The sequence below is a fragment of the Hyphomicrobium sp. 2TAF46 genome (assembly GCF_052114865.1).
Classification (GTDB): domain Bacteria; phylum Pseudomonadota; class Alphaproteobacteria; order Rhizobiales; family Hyphomicrobiaceae; genus Hyphomicrobium_B.
In genome coordinates this window covers 578,844-603,169 of the sequence record NZ_JBFRFO010000001.1, presented here as the reverse complement: position 1 = coordinate 603,169, position 24,326 = coordinate 578,844, and the positions used below count along the sequence as shown (strand labels likewise).

Genomic DNA, 24,326 nt, shown 5'->3' with positions numbered 1-24,326 from the left:
CTCCGCCGGCTAAAAATTAGAAACCGGCTCCCGCCCCGTTCCGAAACTGACGAGATCTTGGGTTCCGTTTGTAGAAATGCTTCATATATGAGCGACGAAAGCGCACGGTCGCGATAATCGGGCGCCATCAGTTTCAAATCCCTTCAACGAAAACTTGAGAAGGGGTTGGAACCGCCACAAATGGGGTTCCGCCGGTAATCTGTCCAATAGTATGTTGGGATGCTATTATTCTGCTTTATGGATTAATCGCCGGTAATCATGGACCTCAAGCAACTCGAGCATTTCGTTGCGGCCGCGGAAGAGCAGCATTTCACCCGGGCGGCCAGGCGAATGAATATTGTTCAGTCCGGACTTTCGGCCTCTATTCGCGCTCTCGAGCAGGAAATGGGCGCTGCGCTCTTCGTGCGCACAACACGCCGCGTCGAGCTGACGGTCGCAGGCCGGGTGCTTTACGAGAAAGCGCTTCAGATTATCGCGGGGGCACAAGAGGCGCGTCGCGCGGTCGCGGCAATCAATGGCCTGGAGCGCGGGTCATTGAGTATTGGAACGTGTGCAAGCCTCAATGCCTTTTTCGATCTGCCGTTGTTGCTCGGAGAATTCCGGGCACTGCATCCGGACGTCGAAATCCGTCTTTGCCACAGCACGGCAGCCAACCTCATGGGAAAGGTGAAGGACGGCAACATCGATCTGGCGTTCCTGCCTCTTTATGAAAAGAGCCGCGAGATCGTGTCGATGCCGATCGCATCGGACCGGCTGGTCGTGGTCCATCCTCTGGATCATCCGCTCGCGGGACGCGAATGCGTTTCGCTGCACAGTCTCGCCGGCGAAATCTTCGTCGACTTTCAGCTCGATCAGGGAACGCGGCGCATCGTCGACCGCGCGTTCGCATCAATCAATGTCTCGCGCAAAACGGCGCTCGAAGTTGGCGACGTGCAGGTGCTTCTGGATCTGGTTGCGCGCGGTTTCGGCATCGCTCTGGTGCCTCACACGTTCGTCCTGGCGCGGGCTGCGAACTTGACTGCACCGAAGATCGGTATCACGGCGCTCAGGAAGCCCGCGATCCGGTGGGATCTGGTCGCGGTTTTCGGCGGGCGCGCGGGCGCAGCGCAATCGCGAAATCCGGCGGTGGCAGCCTTCACCGAAGTGCTAAAAAAGGTTCGCGCCGAAAGCACCTTGTTCTGAGCGGATATCCAGCCGCGGTTCTAGAGCGTTTCCGGTTGTCTTTGAATCGCGAAAACGCTCTAGCCTCTTGTTTTGACGCAATTCCGGACGCAAAACCGTTGCACACTTTTGCTGGAATTGCTCTAGGCGATGCTTGCCAGATAGACGTAATAGGCCATTGCCACGACCGCTGCCGGGACGGCGACGATGTGAAGGAAGACAAGTCCTCTTCTCAACCATCGGACCGGTTCGATCCTCTTGTTCTCGCGCGCGATCGTGATGGCGATGATCACACTCAGCATCAGATAGGTGAATAGGAACATTCGGTCCGAAAGCGTCTCGGTGTTGGCGTCGAGCTTTGGAAGCGCGAGATACAACGCGACGGCGGACAGCAATGCCGTCACCTGTATGGTCACGATCGCCTCGAAGTGATGGGTCGAGATGAAAATCGACAGATACGCGATGATCAAGATGAAGCCCAACGGCACGACGACGCGAAGAAAGTAATCCGTCGTTTCGCGTTTCATCAGCCAGACGAAGCTTGCCTTATAAAAAGGAAAGACGCTCGGCTCCAGCGTTTGCGCGTCGACCGTGCGCACGAAGTCCTGGTCGTATCCGACGTATTGATCCTTCGGGTCCCAGCCATCGACGGTCACCACATGATCGCGCACCTTCAGCGGCGGCGGTTGCACGATGAACGGGGTGTTGCCGCTCTTCGGCCGGAGATCGATCGAAAAGCGCTGCGTATCGAACGGATAGTTACTGAGATCTGGCGAATACACGAACTTGCCCGTCACCTGGTAGATCTTCATGTGATCCGGGTAGGCGGCGCTTTGACTGCCGTCGTGCAGGGCGCGCACGGTTATCTGACGATCGTTCGAGCCCGGCTCCAAATAGGCGTTTGCGAACTCGATCTGCTCGATCGATGCGCCGCCGCGGTCGTTCATCGAGAGATAGAAGCTTGCAAAGAACGTCTTGTCGGTGTCGTCGATGCGTTCGGCGCGAATGAGGTCGATGTCGGCATAAAGCGTATCGATCCGCTGCAGGCTCTGATCGCGCAAATGCAGGAATTGGAAAGGTGCGAGCTGAGTCTGACCGCGGCCGTGCGGCAGCATGAGGATCATCGGCGTGCGGGCTGCAGCGCGGGATGCGGGCTGGAACGACCAGTTGTCGAACCGTCCCTTGAATATGCCACGGCCGGGCGCATAGGCGGTTCCGAGCTGCTCGACGATCAGCTTGCGAACGTCGGGTATTGCGGCCGTAACCTCGGCAGAGCGCGCCGCCTCTGCAATTAGGCTGACGATATCGGCGTACTGTGTGCCGACGGACAGGGCACGCATGTTGTCGCTATCGAGGACATTGAGTGGGATGTCCTCGTCCCGCGGTTTGCAGGTTCCGTCCTTCCAGCCGGGAGCGCTCGCGTTCTTTCTGCCCTCGAAGATCCACTGGTCGGGAGACGCCGTGCTCCAGGTGAGCTCGCGCAATCTCTCACTGTAGACGTCGGGCAACCCGTCCCAGGCGAGCTGATAGGCATCGTTTGGATAGGAGTCTGCGCCGTTGCCTGCCAGCGCATCGATGCGGCCTGAGACGAACAGCGGCGGCGTGAAGCCTGCGTCCTGAAACTGCTTCACGACGTCTTTCAAGCGGTCACCGCCGACGGCCAGGAAGACGATTCCAACGTTCTTGGATTTCAAATCGGCGACGGCGGCGGCGACTTCGGCCGGATCGAGCTTGTCGGCCACGAGTTGCAATCGATGGTCGCCGGTCAGGCCGCCGGTGAGGTACTTGTTCAGGCCATCGCCGAGATTGGTGCTGGCGAGTGCGGACTGGATGCCGATGAAAGCCGGCCGCTCGAAATGCGATTGTTTCACGAACTCGGCGATAACGGGCAAGCGCTCCTCGTCCTCGGATGCGCGCGTTGTGAAGACATTCGGGTAGTCTTTTATGATGTCGTTTACGGAGATGTCTGACACGAACGGGATGCCGCTTGTTTTCAGATCTTTGCCCGTCGCATCGAAAGCCGCCTTGGCACGGGTTGCATTCGAGAGGCCGATCATCGCAATCGTCTGGGGATCGGCGATTGCGGTTGCCAGGTTCTCGGTCGTTTTCTGCTGCGTGCGTTGATCGTCGAGAATGTTTACGAGTATTCTGCGGCCGGCGATGCCGCCATCGCGATTGATGCGGTGTTGTGCAAGCGTCGTGAGGCGCTTGATCGCCGTAAATTGTCCGTTGTCGTAGCAGTCATCGTTTTTCGTCGTGACGAAGATTTGCATGACGAGGGGCGGACGTTGCGCCGCTTCCGCATCTTCGGCAGCCTGCACGTTTGCCGGTGTCAGGATACCGGTGGCCGCTAGAGCAGCGCCGAAGGCTGCAACGGCATATGTGACCGGCTTCAGACGACGTGCCTTCGCGAAAATTCCAGACAATGTCGATCGCACGTTTCCCACCCGCTCTTTCGAGGACCGGCAATTGCCGCTCGAATTCCCCTTATCGCCGTGCCCTGATCGCGCTCGTCACCCCAGAGCGCTTATAAGGGTTTGCATGAAAGAGGGGGAGAATTTTGGTTTGTGTTGGGCGTATTCGCGGTCGGCTGCCGCAATTGGCGATCGGTTCTTTGTGTTTGCTTGATGAAAGTGGCGGGAGACCCGGCGCCCGTGATCGATGTTAACTGCCTTGCGGGCTGGAGGTGGGTTCCTTACGCTCGGCTTCCATATTGGAAAGTGTATAGGTGTCATTTTAGACATGCAGAACAGTTCGGCGTCATGGCGGTCGCTCTTTTGGCCGTGGTGGTCGCCCGCCGATCCCCAGGGCGTCCGTACAGCCCGCGCGGCGGTCGCCCATTTGAGGCCAGCGGTGGTCGTGACTGGCGGGGCGAGCGGCATCGGTTTGGCCCTGGCGCGACGCTTTCTCGAAGCCGGCCGTGATACGGTCATCGTCGGACGTAACGCGGCAAAGCTCGACGCCGCCGTGCGCGACCTGAAGCCATCGAAAGGCTCCACGGTTACGGCGATCGCGTGCGACGTCAGCCAACTTGGCGCAGTGGATGAGATCAATCGGGGCCTCAGCGACGCCGGGTTATATCTCGACGTGCTCGTCAACAATGCGGGAATGGGATTGGCCGGACCCTTCCTCAGTCACGCCGAGGCCGATCTTTCGCGGCTGATTGGCATAAATGTCGAGACCGTGACACGTCTAATGCACGCGGTGTTGCCGGACATGCTGGCGCGCCAACGGGGCGGGGTGCTGAACGTCGCGTCGCTCGGGGCGGATGTGCCGGGGCCGAACCAAGCCGCTTACTATGCCAGCAAAGCCTACGTCGTATCGCTGACGGAAGCAGTCGCGAGCGAATATTCCGGCTGCGGGGTCAGGATCTCGGCGCTTCTGCCGGGGCCGGTCGACACGGACTTTCACGAAGAGATGGGCGCCGCGCGTTCGCTTTATCGCCTGGTGTTGCCCTCGATGTCGGCCGACAGGGTGGCGCGCAGCGCTTATCGTGGCTTCATGTTCGGCAACCGGGTCATCGTGCCCGGAATTTCCAATATCTTCTTCTATCTGGCAGTGAAGCTGTTGCCGCACACGCTGACCGTGCCGCTCGTCTATTGGCTTTTGCGGCGACCGGAAAATTAAGGCCGCATTAATTTCGGCCGCGCTGCGTGCAATAATTTGAAATGTTTGCATTCTGGCAACCAATTTCGCGCTAAGTGTATACGGGCTCCGGAATGAGGTTTCGCGTATCCGGGGTTCCCGACGCGGCTGCGCTTCGCAGGTTTGAACGGGCTCTTTCGGGCTCGATGGACCAGCGCGTAGCCGCGCTGCATTTTGACGTGGTGATAAGCGCGGCGTGCGAGCGCATTTTGCTTTTGTCGCGTCTTCTTTTCGATCAGGCAGCCTGCATTGCTTCCGAGCCGCCCGCCAATGCGGTGCTGACGCTCGCTGCGATGCGCTCGACGAAAGAACGCGTCTTTTCGACAACCACATGGCGCTGCTTGTCGAGCGTGACCATGTGATAGCTATCGTCCAGCACAACGAGATCGGCGGGCGCTGCCAGGTTGGCCTGCACGTAAACGGCATTGTTCAGGTTTGCGTAGTCATCCTCGCGCGAATGGATGATGAGCGTGGGCTGAGCGATCTTGCCGAGGATTTTTTTCGCCGCCGAGGCGAGGCGGCGATGCTCGAGAACCATGGCGCCGGGCGTTCCGACGGTGCCGAGGTCCGAGCCGTCGGAGGCTGCGAGCGCGGCGCGGACGAAGTCCCGCACGCGCGGGCATTTGATGCCGAGCGAGGCCGCGTCGGGAAACTGCATCAGGTTTGCAATCCAGCGCGAACGAACGAGCGAAAAGAGCTTGGTGTACCAGGGCATCGCCCAGCCGTTGATCCAGAGGGTCGGTGAGAAGAGCGCTACGCCCTGGACCTTGTCACGGTTGTTGGCCGCAAGGTTCAGGCCGACGAGGCTGCCGAGGCAGAGGCCGCCGACGATCACCGTATCGCATTCCTTGCGGATTTCATCGAGAGCCGCTTCGGCGCTGCGGTACCAATCCTGCCACGTCGTCTTGACGAGATCCTGGCGCGAGCCACCGTGTCCGGCGAGGGTCGGGCAATGAACCGTGTAACCCGCCCGGGCGAGACCCATGGCGACGAAGCGCATTTCGGCAGGCGTGCCGCAGAGACCGTGGATCAGCAACACACCGACCTTGCCGCCCGCGATGCGATACGTCGTGTCCTTGGCGGCTGCCTCCTTCGAAGCTGTCAGGCTTGCCGTGGCGGCCACTAACTTGGTGATCTCTGCGGACATGGCGTCGTCTCCCTTTCGTCTTCGAGACGAGCTTTAAGTTCAGGGGGGAGGCGGGGCTGTTCCGCAGGCGACAAGCCGAGGGTTTGATGAGAGAAACTCAGAGTGCCGAGTTACCCTGGGAACATGATCGCAGGGCATAGCCCTTTCCCGGCATCGACAAATGCTGGTTCCGATGGCAGAGGGAGCGCACGCGGGGGGCGGCGTGCGCATCTCCTCCGCTATTTCACTGTTAACGACGGCTTTTTGGTTAAAGGGCTTGCGTCGTGTGTCCTGGCGTGGAGACCTGCATGCTAAGTTCGACACGACAACAAAAACGAATGGGCACGCGAGAGCAGGCCCGAAGGGGAATTGGAAACGCCCGTGCATCAACCCGTCATCGCTGCGACCGGGATTTATGTCCCGCCGGACAGCATATCGAACGACGAGCTCGTTACGGCCTTCAACGCTTATGTGCGTGAGTTCAATGCGGCTAGCGATGCTGCAATCGCAGCGGGAACCGTCGCCCCGTTACTGCCGTCATCATCAGAGTTCATCGAGAAAGCGTCGGGCATCCGCTCGCGGCATGTCGTCAACAAGGCCGGCATACTCGATCCGGCAGTGATGCGCCCCCTCATTGCGGAACGGCCGAACGAAGAACTTTCTGTTCTGGGCGAGATCGCGGTTCTTGCGGCTCGCGACGCGCTTGCGAACTGGGGCGGCGACGTTCGCGATATCGGCGCCGTCATTTGTGCGGCGTCGAACATGCAGCGGCCGTATCCGGCGATGGCAATCGAAGTTCAGAACGCGCTCGGGATCGGAGGTTTTGCATTCGACATGAATGTCGCCTGTTCGTCGGCTACGTTCGGCATCAAGACCGCGAGCGACTTCATTGCGGGCGGTTCGGTGAAGGCGGTTCTCGTGGTCAATCCCGAAATCTGCTCGGGTCATCTCAATTTCAGGGATCGCGACAGCCACTTCATTTTCGGCGACGTCGCGACTGCCATCATTCTGACCGATGCGGATCTCGCGACTGGGGGATGGAACATTCTCGGCACGCGTCTCAAGACGCAGTTTTCGAACAACATCCGGAACAATTTCGGATTCCTAAACCGGTGTGCGCCGGAAGGGATCGGCGCGCCGGACAAGCTGTTCGTGCAGGAAGGCCGCAAGGTCTATCGCGAGGTTGTGCCGATGGTCATCGAGATGATTATCGAGCATGCGCGCGACATCGGTTTCGATCATAGGGCGCTCAAGCGGATGTGGCTGCATCAGGCGAACATCAACATGAACGAGATGATTGGACGAAAGGTCTTGGAACGCGAGCCCACGCCTCGGGAGAACGTCATCATTCTCGACACCTTCGCGAATACGAGTTCGGCGGGGTCGATCATCGCCTTTCACACGGCGAGCGCAGATCTCGCTCGCGGCGACACTGGCCTTATCTGCTCGTTTGGCGCGGGCTATTCGGCAGGCACGGTGTTCGTCGAGAAGCGCTAGAAAGCGGAGATCTGCCGTCGCGCGCCGCTGCCGTTCAAGAGGCGAGGCTGGCCGCGAGATTTATCGTGAGCGCGAGAACCATCGTGTTGAAGAAGAAGGACACGATGGCGTGGAGAATTGACAAACGCCGGATCTCTTTGCTGTTGATCGAGACATCGGAGGTTTGGGAGGCGGCCCCAAATGACGATGCAAAATAGAAGAAATCCCAATAATCTGGTGACGGCTCGTTGGGGAACGTCAGTGGGTAGACGGCTCGTTCGCTCATTTGGGAAAACTGCCGCGGAGCATAGTACGCATGGGCGTAATGGAGAGTGAACGCCACTTGTGTCACGAGCCATGAGATGACGATAGTGGCGGCGGCAAGACCTACGAAGAAAAGCTTGACCTCATTGGTGGCGCCCTTGGCGGCGGCAATCAAACCCAATATCGCCGCGAAGCTTGAAGCAATTGCGAGAAGCACGAGCACCAGAATGACGATGCCGCTGTCGTCCTGGCGGGCGGCGCGCGTGCGGATCTTGTCGGAATGACATTCGCTCATCACTCTGAACGTCATCGCGAGGTATGTCATACCGCTCAGGCACCAAGCGATCGCCTCGCGAACGGATGGGTGCAGCGAGGACGGCAACGCGATGAGAGCCAGCGTGCCAACGATCGCTGCGATCATGACCCTGGGCCGTAGCACCAGCGAGCGGCCGATAGATCGGGGGTTATACCATTTGGCTCGCTTACGAGCGGTGGTGATTGCATCGGTCATGTTGGGAATCAAACGTCCTGAAATTGACGCCGCGGCGCGGGTTAGGCTGTCATGAGTACAAATATCATAGGTCTTCGCCGAGCGGTTCAAGGTCCTCAAGTTATTATGGAACTTGGTTGTTAAAGCGGCCAGGCGAGCGGTTTCGACCGCCTAGACCGACAAGCCTAGAGCCTCCCGCTGACTAGGCCCCTGAACGAAAAGCGCCTCTCATCACTCCGAAAGTCCGGCAAGAATAGGAGGCTCACTTGATGCCTAGCACTACCCCAGCGAAGGCAACCGGATCTGCCTCGCTGGCGTCAACAGCGGTCCCCACGCGTCCGTTGATTGTGGTCATCGAAGACGACTATCGCTCGTCCATGGCGCTGACCATGCTGATCGATGACTGGGGATACTCCTGTATCGCAGGCCGGTCGTGCCAGGAAGCCGTTCAAACGCTCGGCAATCGGCTGAACCACGTTTCTGCAATTATTACGGACGTCGAAATCGACGGCGAGATGCGAGGCATTCGCGATGCGCAAGCTCTTGTCGCATCGATCGGCCATGCGGTTCCGACCATTATCACCACGGGCCACGCTGACGCTGCCTGGGCTTCTTCGCCGTTCCCGGTTGTCGGGAAGCCATTCGATCCGGACATTCTGCATCGATGGCTTATTCACAATCTCGGACCGGCCTTGCCGTAGGCGCGGTCCGATACGTGGTGTCGGGAGCTTAGCTCCGCGTCGCAAGTTCGGTACGGTTGCGAGCACCGAAATGCGAAAAGAGAGCTGCGAGATGGATTTTTACCGTGCCTTCGGCGATATCCAGCTCCCGCGCGATCTCTTTGTTCGAAAGGCCCCGGCGGACACAGTCTAGGACATCGCGTTGGCGCGGTGAAATGGCTTTGTTGGTGGCTCCACCGCCGGGGTCCCCCTTTCCAGAGGGCGTTTCCGCGGTCGCTCGTGCAGGATGCGAGGCCGCGTTACCGGACGTCATGAACCGCGGTACGAATACGCGGCCGTCCAGAATGTCCTTCAGTGCGCCGACGATTTCGTCATCCGCGAGCGACTTCGGAACATAGCCGTTCAGTCCCATAGCGACGGCTTTCACGACGTCGTTGCGTTCTTCCGATCCCGAAACGATGGCGACGCGAATGGCGGGATAGGTTTCCTTCACGACGCGCAAGCCTTCCGGGCCTGATATACCCGGCATCGCGAGATCGAAAAGCGCGAGCTCGACATTCGGCGTCTCGGCGAGACGATCGAGGGCCGAATCGAAGGACGATGCTTCGATGACGGATCGAAAGCCCATTCGATCGCGCAGCAAAAATCCAAAGCCCGACCGGTATAGCCCGTGATCGTCGGCGACCAAGACCGCGTCACGCTGGGGAGTGGGCTGGGGAGTGGGCATCATTTTCTCTAAATTCGTCTTTTCTAAATTAGCTGGCACTTGCGTTTGCTCCGTACTCAGCGGTGAAGCCCTTTAGCGAAGCCTTACGTGCGTTGAGAAGCGCGCTGAGCGTCGCAGCGATAAGTTCGGGGTCAGTCGGTTTCGTCAGCCACGGCCGGCCGGACCTTGCCAGAACAGCCAGCGTAGCAGAATCGGTGCCTCCGGAAAGAAGAACGGCCGGAATATCCCTATTCAGTCTAGCTGCCATGCGTTTGATGAATTCGAGGCCTGACTCCGGCCCTCGGAGATCGAAGTCGAGAACCGCGGCGTCGATCACCAAGCCCTTCTCGAGCGCCGCTTCTGCTTCGGCAGCCGATTGGAAGCCGAACGCGAGGTTACCACGGTCTTCGAGGTCGCGCTTGAGTGCTGCGACAATGAGCGGGTCATCATCGAGGACGAGGATTCGGACACCGTAAATATGGGTTTCGGGCTTGGCTGCCGGCGTAGGACGGCGCGCCGCGTCGACCATCAGGCTTTGAGGCAGCAAGATCGTGAAGCGGGAGCCGCGCCCGGCGCGGGATGCGACAAGGATTTTCATATCGAGAAGTTCGGCATAGCGGCGCGCTATTGAAAGACCCAGCCCAAGACCGTCGTTAATGCCATAGGCGCGTTGATCGGCCCGCGAAAATTCCTCGAATATTCTTTCACGATGTTCAACGGGGAGTCCGGGGCCGGTGTCGAAGACATCGATTACGCGTAGGCCGTGGCGTTCGCGGGCCGCGAGAATGACCCCGCCATATTTTGTAAATTTCAAGGCATTCGAAACCAGATTTCGAATTATCGTTTCGAGCAACGCGGCATCGGTTTCGATAATCCAGTCGCGCGAGCGGCTTACGAACTTCAATCCGTTCTGCTCGGCCTCAATCTTCGAGCCGACGGAAATCCGCTCGATGATTTCGGCGACCGAAACGGGTGTTTTTACGGGTTCGATCAGCTTGGCATCCAGGCGCGAGACGTTGAGAAGCGCATCGAACATGCCTTTCAACCCGCGTAGGCCTTCCTCCATCTGAGCGACGAGCGTCGTCGCCTCGCCGCCGCTGACACGGCGGGCGAGCGCACGGGCAAATAACGTCAACGCGTGCAAGGGCTGGCGCAGGTCATGGCTTGCAGCCGCAAGAAAGCGAGACTTGGCTTCGGTCGCGAGTTCGGCATCGGCCTTGGCGCGCTCGAGGCCGATATTTTGCTCGGCGAGGCGCTGCGTTCGTTCGCGCACCTGACTTTCGAGAGATTGGTTTGCGGTCGCGAGAGAACTCCGTTGCGCATCGAGTTCCTTTACGAGCGAGCGCAGAGACTTGGAGAGAATGCGCGCTTCTTCGTAGCCGCCAACTTGGGGGAATTCGAGCTTCTGGCCACGCCGCAGGCCCTCGGCGGTGTCGGCAAGCTGCAGGAGTGGCTGCGAAAGCTTGCCCGCGAGTATCCAAGCCAAGAGAGCCGCGAGGGCTGCGACGATGCCGCCGCAAATTAGGATGTTCGTCTGCAAACTTCTGACCGGCGCAAACGCAAGTCTCTGATCCTCGCGTACCAGAACAATCCAGCGGAGGCCGGGATAGGACCGGTAGCCGTCACTTTTGGAAAATCCCGTCACGTATGATGTGTTGTCCGGCCACTGTTCTACGGCAAAGCTCGCGTTGCCCGGACGCGCGGCGCGTATGCTCGGCAAATCCAATGTCATTCCCGTGATGTCATCCGGACCGAAGAGAACCTGCCGTGCTTCGTTGAGGACAATGACGTCCGCCGGGATTGCATCCTTCATGCTGCCGAGGAGTGTGTCGCGAACTTCTTCTGCCCAGTCCGCGCTCAAGGTGGCGCCGAGGACACCGACATTCGAATCTGCATCTACAATCGGAACAGCGAGATCGATAAAGTCCGACGTTGAGTGCCCCTCGCGTGGCGGTCCAACCGGGAGCTTGACGTCTCCCACGTAGGGCTCCTGAACGCCCTTCTTGAACCAAAGCTGATTGCTGACGTTCAGTCCTTCGAATTCGCCGTGCGTGGCACTCAGAATTTTTCCGTTATGATCGGCAAATCCGATCCAGGAATAATCCGAATATGCACTCCGAAATCTTTCGAGGGAGGCGCGCAAGGCCTCGGGCGTGTCCGTCTTTTGAAGAATCTTGCCGATGGCCGCCATGTTGTCGAGAGACTGCAGCCGTTCGAACACGGCGCGATCAAGCTTGTCTTGCATTTCATCTGCCAACAGCGCGAGGGACTGTCCGATCTCCAGCTCGAGCCGGCTGACGGCATCGTGTCCGATGACATAGGATATGGCGATCGTCAGCAAAAGCGATACGACGGAAATCGCTGCTGCAATCAGAACCTTCAATGAAATACGACGCATCGGATCTCGATTGTTCCTAAACGACGATAGCCTCCAACTTAATCCGAACGGAGATCAAGCGGGTTTTCCGACGCTCCGCCGGAGGCGCAAGAGCGCAGCCTTCGCTGGAAACCTTGCTGGCTCGACAATAGGCCATCCGGCCTAGCGAATGGTCATTGACCTTAGACCGCCGGGCTGAGTGGTACCAATAATTCAACCGGCGCAAACATGGATTGCCAAGCGGATCCATGGCCCTATCGTCATTGGTCTCTCACGTTAGGCGGATCCGCTTTGTCGTAAGCGAGCGCCGTCCCTCACCCACCCAACGCGCTGCTTTCGATAGCAGGGGCCCGGCTTACCCCCCAAGCCGGGCCCCGTTGCTTCTACCGGCTTGCCGCATCCTACAGCTTTAATTTTTGGTAAAGTGAATCTGCTTGGGGTTCGCTTTTCAGGGCGTGGCCGGGAAAAATGGGTCTCCAGGACCCAGCATCGACAATGGGGGAAAAGAATGCATCGACGCAAAGTGCTGCGAGGCGGATTAACGCTCGTCGCAGCCGCGATTGCCGGCTCGAACGATTCTCAGGCGCGTCAGGCGCCGGTGATGCCGGACGATGCGCGCTTCATGAAGATCGCGATCGAGGAAGCGGCCAAAGCCGAGTTTCCGTTCGGCGCGGTGATTGTCAGAAATGGAGAGGTGCTTGCGCGCGGCCATAATCGTACGCGCGCAGATCGCGATCCCACTGCTCACGGCGAGATGGTAGCGATCCGGGCCTTTCTCTCATCTCACGGCCCGGACATGCTTGAGGGTACCACGCTCTACACGTCGGGCGAGCCTTGCTGCATGTGCATGGGTGCCATTTTGTGGTGCGGTATCGGACGGCTCGTCTACGCCGCGCCGCTCCAACAACTCTCGACGAAGGTCGGCCAGATCATGCTGTCGGCAGAAGACGTAGCGTCAAAGGCCTCGTTCGTGCCAATTGAGATTTCTGGTCCCGTGCTCCCGGAAGACGCCTTGCGATTGTTCAAATAGCGCATCAACACCAAGGCTTTTCAAATTTGCGGATGCGTCTTTAGATTCTGTTTCGCTCGTCTGGGACCTCTTCCGTGATCGCCGCGCCGGCGTCGCTCGTTAATGCTACGTTTCGCGGCGCTAACGGAACGAGAGCTATGCTGACATGCGCACATCGCGGAAGAGGTGGAACATGGCCGGTATAACGATGGTGAGCTTGCTGGTGGTTCTTGTTGTCGGAACGGTCGTCGGGGCCCTGTTGGGCATGGTGTTCGGCAATGCGATGGAGCCCAACGCTCTTCTTGCGGTTCTCTCAGGCCTCTCCGGCACGATCGCAGGAGCCGTGGCGCGAAATACGCTCGTCGAGCAGGGTATCGGAGTCGGCGAATACGAGGAGGCGTTGCCGACATCCGTTTTCATTTTCGCGGTCGTTTCATCTTTTGCCGGAAGCCTCGCTGGCTTTGTCGTAGCGACGCTGGTTCACGAACCTTCGCCGGCCTGGATCGGCGGTTTTGCCGGCTTGTTTTCCTCGGTCCTGACGAGCCTGCTCGTCATCGCCTATCACATGTCGCCGCGATAAATTTGCAGCCTGCAACGCACTGACGGCAGAGCGGCCGCTGAGATCTTGACGCCGCAGCATGTCATCAAACTGTCATTATAGCGCGAAAATACGTCGCTGTTTCAATGTGTTAGCGATTCGCAAACTCTTTTCGCATAATTCCCTTGCCGAACCCAACGGTACATTCGTCCCATGAAATTGAGCGCTACGATCTCCATCCCTACCGGCATTGCTGCGAAAGCTGCGGTCCTTATCCTCACCTTGGGAGCGCTATCGGCGCTGGCCAATTGGTATGTTTTGCAGGGCGCGCAGAATCTCGATCACGTCAATCGGACGATGGTCGAGCGGGTCGCGCCGGCTCGCCTCGCATTGGCTGAGGCCAAGACCGCTTTGAACAATATCGGCGTGGCGACCTACAAGAGCATGGCCGCGTCCGACCCCGATGCGTCACGCACCGCCATCAACGAGATCGACAATCAAATCGCGGCCGTGCGCCAATGGTTGCACGCAGTTGCGATCTATTTCCCGACGCGTGCGCAGGATTGCGACGTCATTCGCAGCAAACTCCAGCACGTCGAGGCGACGGCGCATGAGATCCGCGACGCGATATTGTCCGGTGACAAACACGGCCGCGTGGACGGGATGCTCGATCTTCGCTTCGAGGCGGCGCTCGACGACACACTTTCGCAATTGAACCGGCTGACGAACATTCTCGGTGGTGAATCTCGAGATACGCTCGCTCAGGCGCAGAACGAGCAAGCTTCCGAATTGAACATCATCATCACGGCGCTGGCTGTGGGTACGTTGCTTATCGTCGTGCTTGCGCTTGCGCTCGCTCACTATTCCGTTGCCCGCCCGTTGCGGCAGCTCAGCGCAAACGCGTTGCGTATTCGCGAGGGCGGTGAACTGACCTACTCACAGGGAGACAGAACGCTCTCTCGGGCCGATGAGATCGGTACGCTCGCTCGCGCCTTCCAATCGATGATCGCGAAACTCGCGGCGGCGCAGGAAAGCTTGGCAGTTCAATACGCGCGCGTCGATGCCGCGATCAACAACCTGCCGCAGGGCCTGTGCATGTTCGACGCCGACCAAAACCTGATCATTTGCAATCGCCGTTATGCCGAACTCTATGAATTGAAGCCCGAACAAGTCGTTCCCGGAACTCCGCTTCGAACGATCTTGCAGGTCCGCCGCGCCAATGGCCGCTTTCCGCAAGTCGAATGCTATTCCATCGAGGACCGTATCGCTGCGGTCCGGGAGCGTAAGCCCATTTATATGGTCGATGAGCTTCCGGGCGGGCAGTTCATTGCCGTCTCGCATCAACCCATGCTCGACGGCGGATCGGTTGCTGTTCACGAGGACATAACGGAGCGACGGGAGGTCGACGCCAAGATCGCCCATATGGCTCATCACGATGCGCTGACTGATCTCCCCAATCGATTGCGCTTCCGCGACGCGATGGAGGCGGCGCTGAAGGGAACTCAGGACGGCCGGGTCGTTTCAATCCTTTGCCTCGATCTCGATCACTTCAAAACGGTCAACGATACGCTCGGCCACCCCGTCGGCGATGCTTTGCTGCAAGCGGTCGCCGGCAGGCTCCGCGGATGTGTCAGGAAGCATGATCTCGTCGCGCGGCTCGGCGGCGACGAATTCGCCGTTGTGCAGGCCGACTCAGAGCAGCCCGTCGGTGCCACGATGCTGGCCGAACGCATCATCGCCGCGTTGAGCGCTCCATTTGAAGTTCAGGGCCATCATGTCGCCATTGGCGTCAGCATCGGAATCGCGATGGCGCCGGGAGACGGTGACACCGCTGACCAGCTCATCAAAAACGCTGACATGGCCATGTATCAGGCCAAGGAGGCTGGCCGAGGGACCTATCATTTCTTCGAGCCGGGCATGGACTCCAAAATGCAGGAACGGCGTGCGCTCGAACTCGATCTTCGCAAGGCAATCGAGAACGACGAACTCGAGCTTTACTATCAGCCTCTGATCCGTCTCGAGACGGACGAGATCAGCGGCTGCGAAGCTCTCATCCGCTGGCAGCACCCAACTCGCGGAATGGTGTCGCCCGCCGACTTCATTCCGCTCGCCGAGGAGATCGGTCTCATCGGAGTTATCGGCAACTGGGTGTTGAACCGTGCTTGCGCCGACGCGATGACATGGCCGGCGCACATCAAGGTCGCGGTCAATCTATCGCCGTTGCAGTTCAAGAATAATGCTCTCGTGCTGCAGGTTATTGGCGCGTTGGGCAAGTCCGGGTTGCCCGGCGCGAGGCTCGAACTCGAAATCACCGAAACTGTCATGCTGCACGATACGGAATCGACGGTCGCGATGCTCAACGATTTGCGTGCGCTCGGCGTTCGCATTTCGATGGACGACTTTGGCACGGGATACTCAAGCCTCGGCTACCTGCGCAAATTTCCCTTCGACAAGATCAAGATCGATCGATCATTCATACAGGATCTCGCCGGCAATCCGGATTCGATCGCGATCGTGCGAGCGGTTGCAAACATCGGAAATGCGCTTGGAATGGCAACTACGGCCGAAGGCGTCGAGACGGAAGCGGAACTCGCGCAGCTTCGTCACGAAGGTTGCACCGAGGTTCAAGGCTATCTGTTCAGCAAGCCAAAGCCCGCGAAAGAGATTCGCGCGCTGCTAGCGATGCAGGAATGCGCGTTAGAGCAAGTGGCCGTTTAAAGCTCGTTGCGTTCGCCATAGGCATTTGCCGCGCGCAATTGTGATCAAGAATCCGCTTCAGCGGAGGGCGACGGCCGCCGTTTGAGGGGCATCGATCTACTCGTTAAAAAACCGGGATTTCTTAGCAGAAATCCGTCTAACGGAAGTCTCGATCAGGACTTTACTGCGCATATACGCAACTGCAAAGTTCCTCCGAAATCGCGCTGAGCCGACGAAGTGTCGACGGACAATCGCGACGGCTTTTGAATTGGGGGACTATGATGCGTATTCGGTCGCTTCTCGCTACCTTGATGATGACGGCGAGTTTCGCCGCCTCTGCCGCGCAGGCCGAGACGATCCGCGTTGCTATCGGCACGCAGGACGCGACTATCAATACCGCGACCGGCGGGCTGATCATCCGCGAGGAAAAGCTGCTCGAGAAATACCTGCCGCACGACGGCAAGTACAAAGACGTGACGTATGATATTCAGTGGAAGAATTTCACGAGCGGCGCGCCGATCACCAATGAACAGATCGCCGGCAAGCTGGACTTTGGCGTCATGGCCGACTTTCCGGGCGTGCTCAATGGCGTCGCTCACGAAAAGGCCGGCCGCAAGAGCATTTTCATCACCGTGCTTCAGGGTAGCGTGAAGGGCAGCGGCAACGGCGTCGTCGTTCCGGCTGATTCACCGATCCAGTCGTTTTCCGAGCTGAAGGGCAAGACCATATCGGTTCCCTTCGCCTCGACCTCTCACGCGCTCCTGCTCAGGGCTGTAGCGGCGCAGGGCTGGGACCCGGAAAAGGACGTCACGATCATCACTCAAGCGCCGGAAGTTGCGGGCCCGGCGTTGCAGGCGAACAAGATCGACGCTCATGCCGATTTCGTTCCCTATGCCGAGCTCTTCCCGTGGCGCGGCTTTGCCCGCAAGATCCTTGACGGTTCGCAGGTGACAAGTCCAACCCTTCATGGAGCACTTGTCGACGCGGCTTATGCCGAAAAATATCCAGAGATCGTTGTCGCGTACCTGCGCGCGGCGATCGAAGCAGATCGCCGGATTGCCGAAGAGCCCGAAAAATACAGCGAGTTGATCGCCAAGGTGACGGGCGTTGAAGCGGAAGTCGATTATCTCTTCCACGGCCCTCTCGGATTGCAGACGCGCGACCTGACCTGGAAGCCTGAGTTCCGTCAGGACGTAGCGGCGGCGATCGAGACGTTGAAGCTTCTGAAGAAGACGGATCAGGGGCTCGACATCAACACGTTCATCTCCGACCGGTACATTAAAGAAGCATTCAAGGAGGCGGGTCTCGATTATGAGGCGCATCTCAAGAATTACGAGCAGCTGCCGCTGAAGGCCAAGGATGCGCTTACCGGCGAAGAGATTAAGGATCCGAAGCGGGTGGCGCAGATCTGGATCAAAGATGAGCCCCTCGTCCATCACTATGCATCGGCAGAAAACGCATTCAAAGCGGCCAAGGCCTTCGAAGCCCAGGGGAAGACGATCCGGGTTTTCTACGCGCAAGATCGTGAGAGCGGCATCAAGCTGCTTGGCGCCAAGTCGTGGTTCGTGCGCACGGATAGCGGGGAAGTGACTGCCTTCCTGCTCAAAGCAAGCGCCGAGGCATGGGCTAAGAACCACGGCGGCAAGGTGCTCGACTACAATGGAGCGCGCGCCGCTGTGCTCGCAAGCAACTGAGGCCGATAGGTTGGCCCAGTCATCTGAAGCAGCCTACGGTCGTTGGATCGTAAGGGCAATTTCGGTCGCCGTCTGCCTCCTTGCGTGGCAGGCGGCTTCCCGCTTTCGCATCAATCTCGGGATCATCACGTTCGCCAACGTCCCGGCGCCGACCGATGTCTTTTTTGCGGCTATCGAGTTCGCAAAATCGCCAAAGGTTTTCGCCCACATCGGCACCAGTTTGATACGCGTATTCGCCGGTTACGCGATTGCTGTCGTGGTCGGCATCGGATTGGGGCTTGCGATCGGAAAATCGAGGCGGGCGTCGGATCTCCTGTCGCCGCCCCTCGAATTGTTGCGGCCGATACCGGCGGTTGCCTGGATACCGCTCGCCGTCCTGATGTTTCCGTCGTCCGAGCTTTCGATGATCTTCATCACGTTCATAGGCGCGGTGTTTCCGATACTTCTCAATACGGTGCACGGCGTTGAGAACGTCGACCCGCGTCTCATTGCTTCCGCGCGCAGCCTCGGCGGAACACGGAATGCCATCCTGTGGGAAGTGATTTTACCCGGCGCGGCGCCGAGCATCGTCACGGGGCTTGCGGTCGGCATGGGCACATCCTGGTTCTGCCTCATCACCGCGGAGATGATCTCCGGGCAATTCGGCATCGGCTATTTCACCTGGGAATCGTACACGCTGCAGAACTATGCCGATATCGTCCTTGGAATGGTGCTGATCGGGTTGCTCGGCATGGGAAGCAGCTATCTTTTGCGTCGAATTGGAGCGGCGTTGACGCCGTGGCATACGCCCGAGGAATTGCGCCGATGAGCCGTCGTGAACTCAGCGCGGGGCAGAAGGGCGGCCGCATCGACGTCGAGCATGTCTCGATCACGCTTGGGAATGGCGCGGATGCCTTCGAGGCTGTGCACGACGTCAGCTTCGCCATCGAGCCGGGCGAATTCGTATGCATACTCGGCCCTTCGGGGTGCGGGAAGTCAACGCTTCTCGGCGCGCTTGCCGGGCACATAAAGATTGCGAACGGCAGTCTTCATGTCGATTCCGAGAACGTTGGGGGGCCGCATCCCGATCGCGGCATCGTCTTCCAGCATCACACGCTTTTTCCGTGGAAATCGGCGCGGGACAACGTCGCGTTCGGGCCGAAGATGCGCGGTATCGGCAAGGCGGAGCGGCGGCGGCTGGCGAGTGAGATGCTTGAACTCGTCGGCTTGAGCGACTTCGCCCATCGCTATCCGAAGCAGCTTTCCGGCGGCATGCAACAGCGCGTTGAAATTGCGCGCGTGCTTGTCAACCGGCCGCGACTTCTGCTGATGGACGAGCCGTTCGGCGCGCTCGACGCGTTGACGCGATTGATGATGCAGGAGCTGTTGCTCGCAATCTGGCAACGCGTGCCGACAACCATCGTGTTCGTGACGCACGATATCGATGAAGCGTTGTTTCTGGCGGACCGGATCATCGTGATGAGCCCACGCCCCGGCCGGATTCTCGAAGTGATCGAAGTTCCGTTCGCACGTCCTCGTCCGACGGAAATCATGGCTTCGCAGGAGTTCGGGAAGTTGAAGGCGCACTGTCTTTCGCTTTTGCGATCGACGCTAGATCGCAATGTGCTGCAGCGGCTCAGCCCATTGGGGATAGCAGCAGACGCGCGGAGCTGACGCCCACTCCTTATGAAGTAATCGGATATCGACTGCAGTTTTTCTTGGTACGGCATCGCGCTAGGCCGCGTTTAGAAGTTTTAGACATCATTCTGGATGTTTCAGCAGCGCATCTGATGACGATCGCGGCGAATCTATCAGTGACGGGGATCTCATGAGCTTGGACAAGATCGTCGATGGCCTCACCGAGGTTGAGTGCGACGTCCTTGTAATCGGTGGCGGGACGGCGGGGCCAATGGCGGCGCTGAAGGCCAAGATGAAAAATCCGAACGCCAAGGTGATTTTGCTCGAGAAAGCGAACGTCAAGCGTTCAGGCGCCATCAGCATGGGAATGGACGGGTTGAACAACGCCGTTATTCCCGGTCACGCCACGCCCGAGCAATATACGAGAGAGATCACCATCGCGAACGACGGCATCGTCAACCAGAAGGCCGTTCTGAAATACGCGGAGCAATGTTACTCCATCATCCAAGAACTCGATAAATACGGCATTCGCTTTCAGAAGAACGAGAACGGCGACTTCGACGTCAAGAAGGTGCATCATCTCGGCACCTACGTGCTGCCGATGCCCAATGGCGATACGGTGAAGAAGGCGCTTTACCGCCAGCTTCGGCGCGTGCAGCTTCTCATCTCGAACCGTTACATTGCGACGAGACTGCTTCAGGGCAACGATGGCCGGGTGGCAGGCGCGATCGCGGTCAATACGCGAACGGCGGAGTTCCTCGTCATCAAGGCGAAGGCCGTCATCTTATGCATGGGGGCCGCGGGACGCCTCGGCCTTCCGGCCTCGGGTTATCTTTTCGGCACCTATGAGAATGCCGCCAATTCGGGTGACGGTTATGCGATGGCCTATCACGCCGGCGCGAAGCTCGCGAACCTCGAGTGTTTCCAGATCAATCCGCTGATCAAGGATTACAACGGGCCGGCTTGTGCCTATGTCGCCGGACCATTCGGAGCGTACACGGTCAATAACGAGGACGCGCGCTTCATTGAATGCGATTACTGGTCAGGGCAGATGATGCTCGAGTTCTACAACGAGCTGCAGTCCGGGAAGGGGCCCGTCTACCTGAAGCTCAATCATTTGCACGAGAACACGATCTCGGAAATCGAATCTATTCTGCATAAGGTCGAGCGGCCGTCGCGCGGGCAGTTTCACGCCAATCGGGGAACCGACTACCGCAGTAACAAGATCGAAATGCACGTTTCCGAAATCGGATTCTGTTCGGGGCATAGCGCCTCGGGTGTCTTTGTCGATGAATTTGCGCGGACGACCTTGCCCGGTCTTTACGCCGCCGGCGATATGGCGAGCGTTCCACACAGCTATATGCTCGGCGCCTTCACCAACGGGTCGATCGCAGGCCAGCACGCCAGTGACTTTGCCCAAGACGTCGACTTCGCAGCTTACGATCCGGATGATGTCGCGCGCGAGCGAGAGCGCGTTCTGGCGCCGACGCGGCGCGAAGACGGTATTCCGCCCAACCAGATCGAATACAAGACGCGCCGTTTCGTGAACGACTATCTGCAACCTCCGAAGGTGCCGCAAAAGTACCGGCTGGCACAGTCCCGCTTTGCCGAAGTTCGCGAGGACATGGAAAAGGGGATGATCGCCCGCAACGCTCATGAGCTTCTCCGGGCGCTGGAAGCGTCGTCGATCCTGGACTGCGCGGATATGGCTGCCTGCTCTTCGCTGTTTCGAACCGAGAGCCGTTGGGGGCTCTATCATTTGCGTACGGATTATCCTGGCCGCGATGATGAGAACTGGTTCTGTCACACGCTTCTCGGCAAAACCGATGGCCGGATGACTTGCGAAAAGCGAGCTGTCGATCCTTACGTCGTGCCGATCGAAGACGATGAAAAGGACATTTATTACCGCCAGCGCATCGAAGCGCGGGCTTAACCCATTCAGCAGAGTTCAGGGGAGTTCCATCATGCCGCTGGCAAATACGCCGACGAGCGTTCCCGTCGTCGTGGACAATGAGAAGTGCATTGCGGACAAGGGCTGCACCGTTTGTGTCGACGTTTGTCCGCTCGACGTGCTGCGGATCAGCGAGCTGACAAACAAAGCCTACATGGCTTACGACGAATGCTGGTACTGCCTCCCGTGCCAGTGCGATTGCCCGACGGCGGCGTTGACCGTGAACATACCTTTTCTTCTCAAATAATCAGGAGCGTGCCGGGAGACGATGGCAGGCATATTCGAGGACACCGCTGATCTGGATGAACTGGACGAGGCGCTTCGTTCCGCTGATGCGGGCGAACGCCGGGTTGCCATCCTTGCACTCGCCGATTCCGCGTTGCCGGATGCTGTTCCCTTGCTCGTAGCGGCGGCGAGAGATGCCGATGCGGGTATTCGTCTGCAGGCGGCGATCGCGCTTGGATCTTTCGATGGCGTTGAGGCCGCGGATGCTCTCACCCAGGCCTTGACGGATGCTGATCCGGCCGTCGCGCGGGCCGCGGCGGAGAGCTTGGCGGAGTTCAAGGATCCGCGAAATGTGGTCGTGATCGTGCCCTTCGTCGCGCATCCGTCGGCATTCGTCAAAGAAGCCGCGCTGCGTGCGCTCAAGGAGCTGAGGCAGCCGGAGGCATTGAAGCCCGCGCTCGACGCAATGCGCGATCCGAATGCGGCAGTTCGTATCCAAGCCGTAGGCGTGATCGGATTTTTGAAGCTGGAAGAATCCGTGCCTGCGCTTCGCTCGGCCGCGAGCGACAGAGACGCGACTGTTCGGAGAGCGGCGATCAATGCACTCGCGTTTTCGCAGGCGCCTTCTTCCTCCGAGGCTATCGCGCGTGCGCTTGGCGACGACGAATGGCCCGTGCGTGAGGGTGCAGCGGAGGCGCTTGGCCGAAGCCGGGGCGGAGCCTCAGCCAAAGACGCGCTGATCGGGCGTCTCGAAGATGAGTTCTGGCAAGTGCGGCTCAAGGCCATTCGCAGTTTGGCAGCGCTGAAGGTTCGAGCCGCAGCGCTTGCAATCGCTCACAGTCTTACGCATCCCGAGCCCAACATGCGCAAGGAAGCTGCTGCCGCCCTCGGAGAGTTGAGGGCCAGCGAGGCACGCGGGCATCTTGAAAGCGCTGCCGACGACATCGATGCCGACGTTCGGAAGAACGTGCGTTGGGCGCTCAGCCAGCTGGGGTGACCAGCTCGCTTCTCCCACGCGCGTCAGGCTAAGAGTGCCGAATTGCGATTCCAGTTGATCAGGCCGGTGTGCGAGAATGGGTGCCCTCGTTTCAGGTGCTCGTCCCCGGTCAGTAACTCCGCGTCGCGAATATCGTTCTCGGTCAGATGCGGGGCGCAGAGCTCGATGAATCGATAGACAAAGCCTCTCTGCAGGCGCCCGCGACGGATGGCGATGCTGGTGGTGCTGGGCGAGATCTGCTCGGCGCAATCAAGTACGGTCAGTCCCGGATCGCGCGCCGCATCATAGGCCATGGGTGCGATGATCCCTATGCCCAATCCCGACGCGACATAGGCCTTGATGACATCGGCATCGAGAGCGGTCATCGAAATTTGCGGCACGACATTGGCGTTTTCGAAGGCTTCGTCGATACGTGGGCGGCCGGTGATGCCCGTATCGTAAGTGATGATCGGATACTGCGAGAGCTCATCGAGTGAAATGGCTTTGCGGTTCTCGAGCGGGTGCCCGACCGGCGCCACGACAATGTGGCTCCATACATAGAATGGAAGTGCAAGAATCTCTTCGACGTCGGCAAAGACGTCGGTGCCTATACCGATATCGGCCTCTCCGGCGAGCAGGAGCGCTGCGATATCCTTCGGATTTACCTGACGCAGGTCGAGCCGGACTGCCGGAAAGCTCTGCTTGAATTTCACGACGATATCGGGGAGCGCGTAGCGTGCTTGGGTATGCGTCGTTGCAATCTGCAGGATCCCGCGATCCTGGATCGCAAACTGCGCTGCCGCCTGTTTGATGTTGTCAGCTTCGAAGAGGACACGCTCGGCAATTCTGGCAACGTCGGCGCCGAGATCCGTCAGCCCGAGAAGGCGCTTGCCGCGCCGAACGAAGAGCGGAGAGCCCAGTTCTTCCTCGAGTTCCCTGATCTGCTTGCTGACGCCTGACTGCGAAGCGAATATAGCATTCGCCACCTCCGTGATATTGAACTTGTACCGAATTGTTTCACGGAGAATTCGCAACTGTTGGAAGTTCATCGCCCCTCTCAATTATCGTCCGCCGCATGCAGTCAGGCGCCGCTGGCGACTACGAATGCTGCCCATTAGTGCTTTTGGTCTACGCCACAAGTTATGACCTTCGTCGACCAAACCAATGAACTTCTTCTGCTTTTGATATTCCCGCGGCGAATTTTGCAGCGGCGCGCGCGGTGAAAGGTTCGCGTCCGGCGCCTAGATCGGTTGTGGCGCTAAATCAGATTTTTTGTTGCTATTTTGGAATTGCGAATTTTTGAGGCGCGTTTGCGCTGGAAGGAATTTCCCTATCGCATCTTTTGTAATATGCATTGTTGAAAATGTAATAACGAAGGAGGCGTCTCATGAAACGGAACTTTCTTCCTTTCACGGTGTCACTCGCGGTCTTGTCGCTCGGTGCACTGCCGGCTGCTGCCGGGCAAAGAGCGCACGCATACAGCCCCGAGGGATCGGTAACGGCTTGCAGCCGATACGGGCACGGCACCTGCTATACGGCCGGGCTGCGGGCAGGGCGGGACGGCAAGAAGCTCGTGCTTCATCGTGGTACTGCGATCGACTGCGGACGGGATTGCGAAGGCACGCTCAGGGAAGCGACGGTCGATTTCTGGGATACGATGCGTGAGAATGGCGGCTGAGTTTCTGCCGTCCGTC

General features: G+C 58.9%; 20 protein-coding genes. 14 read left to right on the top strand and 6 right to left on the bottom strand.

Annotated elements, in window-relative coordinates:
* Positions 1-258: 258 nt before the first annotated feature.
* A complete protein-coding gene (locus tag AB4Z24_RS02755) occupies positions 259-1,182 on the top strand; it encodes a LysR family transcriptional regulator (protein ID WP_441705787.1) in 924 nt (307 codons plus the stop codon).
* Positions 1,183-1,304: 122 nt separating this feature from the next.
* Here the strand turns inward: AB4Z24_RS02755 and AB4Z24_RS02750 are convergent, their stop codons facing one another.
* Positions 1,305-3,599, bottom strand: coding sequence for an ABC transporter substrate-binding protein (locus AB4Z24_RS02750; protein ID WP_441705785.1), 2,295 nt, complete (start codon positions 3,597-3,599; stop codon positions 1,305-1,307).
* Positions 3,600-3,903: 304 nt separating this feature from the next.
* Here AB4Z24_RS02750 and AB4Z24_RS02745 point away from each other — a divergent pair, with 304 nt between their 5' ends.
* A complete protein-coding gene (locus AB4Z24_RS02745; protein ID WP_441705783.1) occupies positions 3,904-4,788 on the top strand; it encodes an SDR family NAD(P)-dependent oxidoreductase in 885 nt (294 codons plus the stop codon).
* Positions 4,789-5,041: 253 nt separating this feature from the next.
* Here the strand turns inward: AB4Z24_RS02745 and AB4Z24_RS02740 are convergent, their stop codons facing one another.
* On the bottom strand, positions 5,042-5,953 hold the full coding sequence (locus AB4Z24_RS02740) for an alpha/beta hydrolase (RefSeq protein WP_441705782.1): 912 nt from the start codon (positions 5,951-5,953) through the stop codon (positions 5,042-5,044).
* 360 nt (positions 5,954-6,313) lie between these two features.
* Here AB4Z24_RS02740 and AB4Z24_RS02735 point away from each other — a divergent pair, with 360 nt between their 5' ends.
* Complete coding sequence (locus tag AB4Z24_RS02735; protein ID WP_441705780.1) at positions 6,314-7,429, top strand: beta-ketoacyl-ACP synthase III; 1,116 nt, start codon at positions 6,314-6,316, stop codon at positions 7,427-7,429.
* A gap of 34 nt (positions 7,430-7,463) precedes the next feature.
* Here the strand turns inward: AB4Z24_RS02735 and AB4Z24_RS02730 are convergent, their stop codons facing one another.
* A complete protein-coding gene (locus tag AB4Z24_RS02730) occupies positions 7,464-8,183 on the bottom strand; it encodes a DUF1345 domain-containing protein (protein ID WP_441705778.1) in 720 nt (239 codons plus the stop codon).
* A gap of 248 nt (positions 8,184-8,431) precedes the next feature.
* Between AB4Z24_RS02730 and AB4Z24_RS02725 the strand changes: the two genes are divergently transcribed.
* On the top strand, positions 8,432-8,863 hold the full coding sequence (locus AB4Z24_RS02725; RefSeq protein ID WP_441705776.1) for a response regulator: 432 nt from the start codon (positions 8,432-8,434) through the stop codon (positions 8,861-8,863).
* A gap of 28 nt (positions 8,864-8,891) precedes the next feature.
* Here the strand turns inward: AB4Z24_RS02725 and AB4Z24_RS02720 are convergent, their stop codons facing one another.
* Complete coding sequence (locus tag AB4Z24_RS02720) at positions 8,892-9,569, bottom strand: response regulator (protein ID WP_441705775.1); 678 nt, start codon at positions 9,567-9,569, stop codon at positions 8,892-8,894.
* Positions 9,570-9,597: 28 nt separating this feature from the next.
* Positions 9,598-11,946, bottom strand: a complete 2,349-nt coding sequence (locus AB4Z24_RS02715; protein ID WP_441705773.1) for an ATP-binding protein — start codon at positions 11,944-11,946, stop codon at positions 9,598-9,600.
* Between the two features lie 487 nt (positions 11,947-12,433).
* On the opposite strand from AB4Z24_RS02715, the gene AB4Z24_RS02710 reads away from it, so the two are divergent.
* From AB4Z24_RS02710 to AB4Z24_RS02670, 9 genes are all read left to right on the top strand, one after another.
* Positions 12,434-12,955: a nucleoside deaminase gene (locus AB4Z24_RS02710; protein ID WP_441705771.1), complete on the top strand. Its 522-nt coding sequence runs from the start codon at positions 12,434-12,436 to the stop codon at positions 12,953-12,955.
* Positions 12,956-13,127: 172 nt separating this feature from the next.
* Positions 13,128-13,514 (top strand): hypothetical protein, encoded by a 387-nt coding sequence (locus tag AB4Z24_RS02705; RefSeq protein WP_441705770.1) that lies wholly within the window; start codon positions 13,128-13,130, stop codon positions 13,512-13,514.
* A 171-nt stretch (positions 13,515-13,685) separates the two neighbouring features.
* Positions 13,686-16,190 (top strand): EAL domain-containing protein, encoded by a 2,505-nt coding sequence (locus AB4Z24_RS02700; protein WP_441705768.1) that lies wholly within the window; start codon positions 13,686-13,688, stop codon positions 16,188-16,190.
* A 260-nt stretch (positions 16,191-16,450) separates the two neighbouring features.
* Positions 16,451-17,863, top strand: a complete 1,413-nt coding sequence (locus AB4Z24_RS02695) for an ABC transporter substrate-binding protein (protein WP_441705766.1) — start codon at positions 16,451-16,453, stop codon at positions 17,861-17,863.
* Positions 17,864-17,873: 10 nt separating this feature from the next.
* The gene (locus AB4Z24_RS02690; RefSeq protein ID WP_441705764.1) at positions 17,874-18,671 is read left to right on the top strand and encodes an ABC transporter permease; all 798 of its coding nucleotides are present in this window, start codon (positions 17,874-17,876) and stop codon (positions 18,669-18,671) included.
* Positions 18,668-19,516, top strand: a complete 849-nt coding sequence (locus AB4Z24_RS02685) for an ABC transporter ATP-binding protein (RefSeq protein ID WP_441705762.1) — start codon at positions 18,668-18,670, stop codon at positions 19,514-19,516. The genes AB4Z24_RS02690 and AB4Z24_RS02685 overlap by 4 nt, the downstream gene beginning before the upstream one ends.
* A gap of 154 nt (positions 19,517-19,670) precedes the next feature.
* Positions 19,671-21,413, top strand: coding sequence for a fumarate reductase/succinate dehydrogenase flavoprotein subunit (locus tag AB4Z24_RS02680; RefSeq protein WP_441705760.1), 1,743 nt, complete (start codon positions 19,671-19,673; stop codon positions 21,411-21,413).
* Positions 21,414-21,444: 31 nt separating this feature from the next.
* Complete coding sequence (locus AB4Z24_RS02675; protein ID WP_441705758.1) at positions 21,445-21,678, top strand: 4Fe-4S dicluster domain-containing protein; 234 nt, start codon at positions 21,445-21,447, stop codon at positions 21,676-21,678.
* Between the two features lie 21 nt (positions 21,679-21,699).
* Positions 21,700-22,653 carry a HEAT repeat domain-containing protein gene (locus AB4Z24_RS02670; RefSeq protein ID WP_441705756.1) on the top strand — a complete coding sequence of 318 codons (954 nt, stop codon included), beginning with the start codon at positions 21,700-21,702 and terminating at the stop codon, positions 22,651-22,653.
* A 23-nt stretch (positions 22,654-22,676) separates the two neighbouring features.
* Here AB4Z24_RS02670 and AB4Z24_RS02665 read toward each other — a convergent pair whose 3' ends face one another.
* Positions 22,677-23,681 (bottom strand): LysR substrate-binding domain-containing protein, encoded by a 1,005-nt coding sequence (locus AB4Z24_RS02665; RefSeq protein WP_441705754.1) that lies wholly within the window; start codon positions 23,679-23,681, stop codon positions 22,677-22,679.
* A 338-nt stretch (positions 23,682-24,019) separates the two neighbouring features.
* Here AB4Z24_RS02665 and AB4Z24_RS02660 point away from each other — a divergent pair, with 338 nt between their 5' ends.
* A complete protein-coding gene (locus AB4Z24_RS02660; RefSeq protein ID WP_441705752.1) occupies positions 24,020-24,310 on the top strand; it encodes a hypothetical protein in 291 nt (96 codons plus the stop codon).
* Positions 24,311-24,326 lie beyond the last annotated feature (16 nt).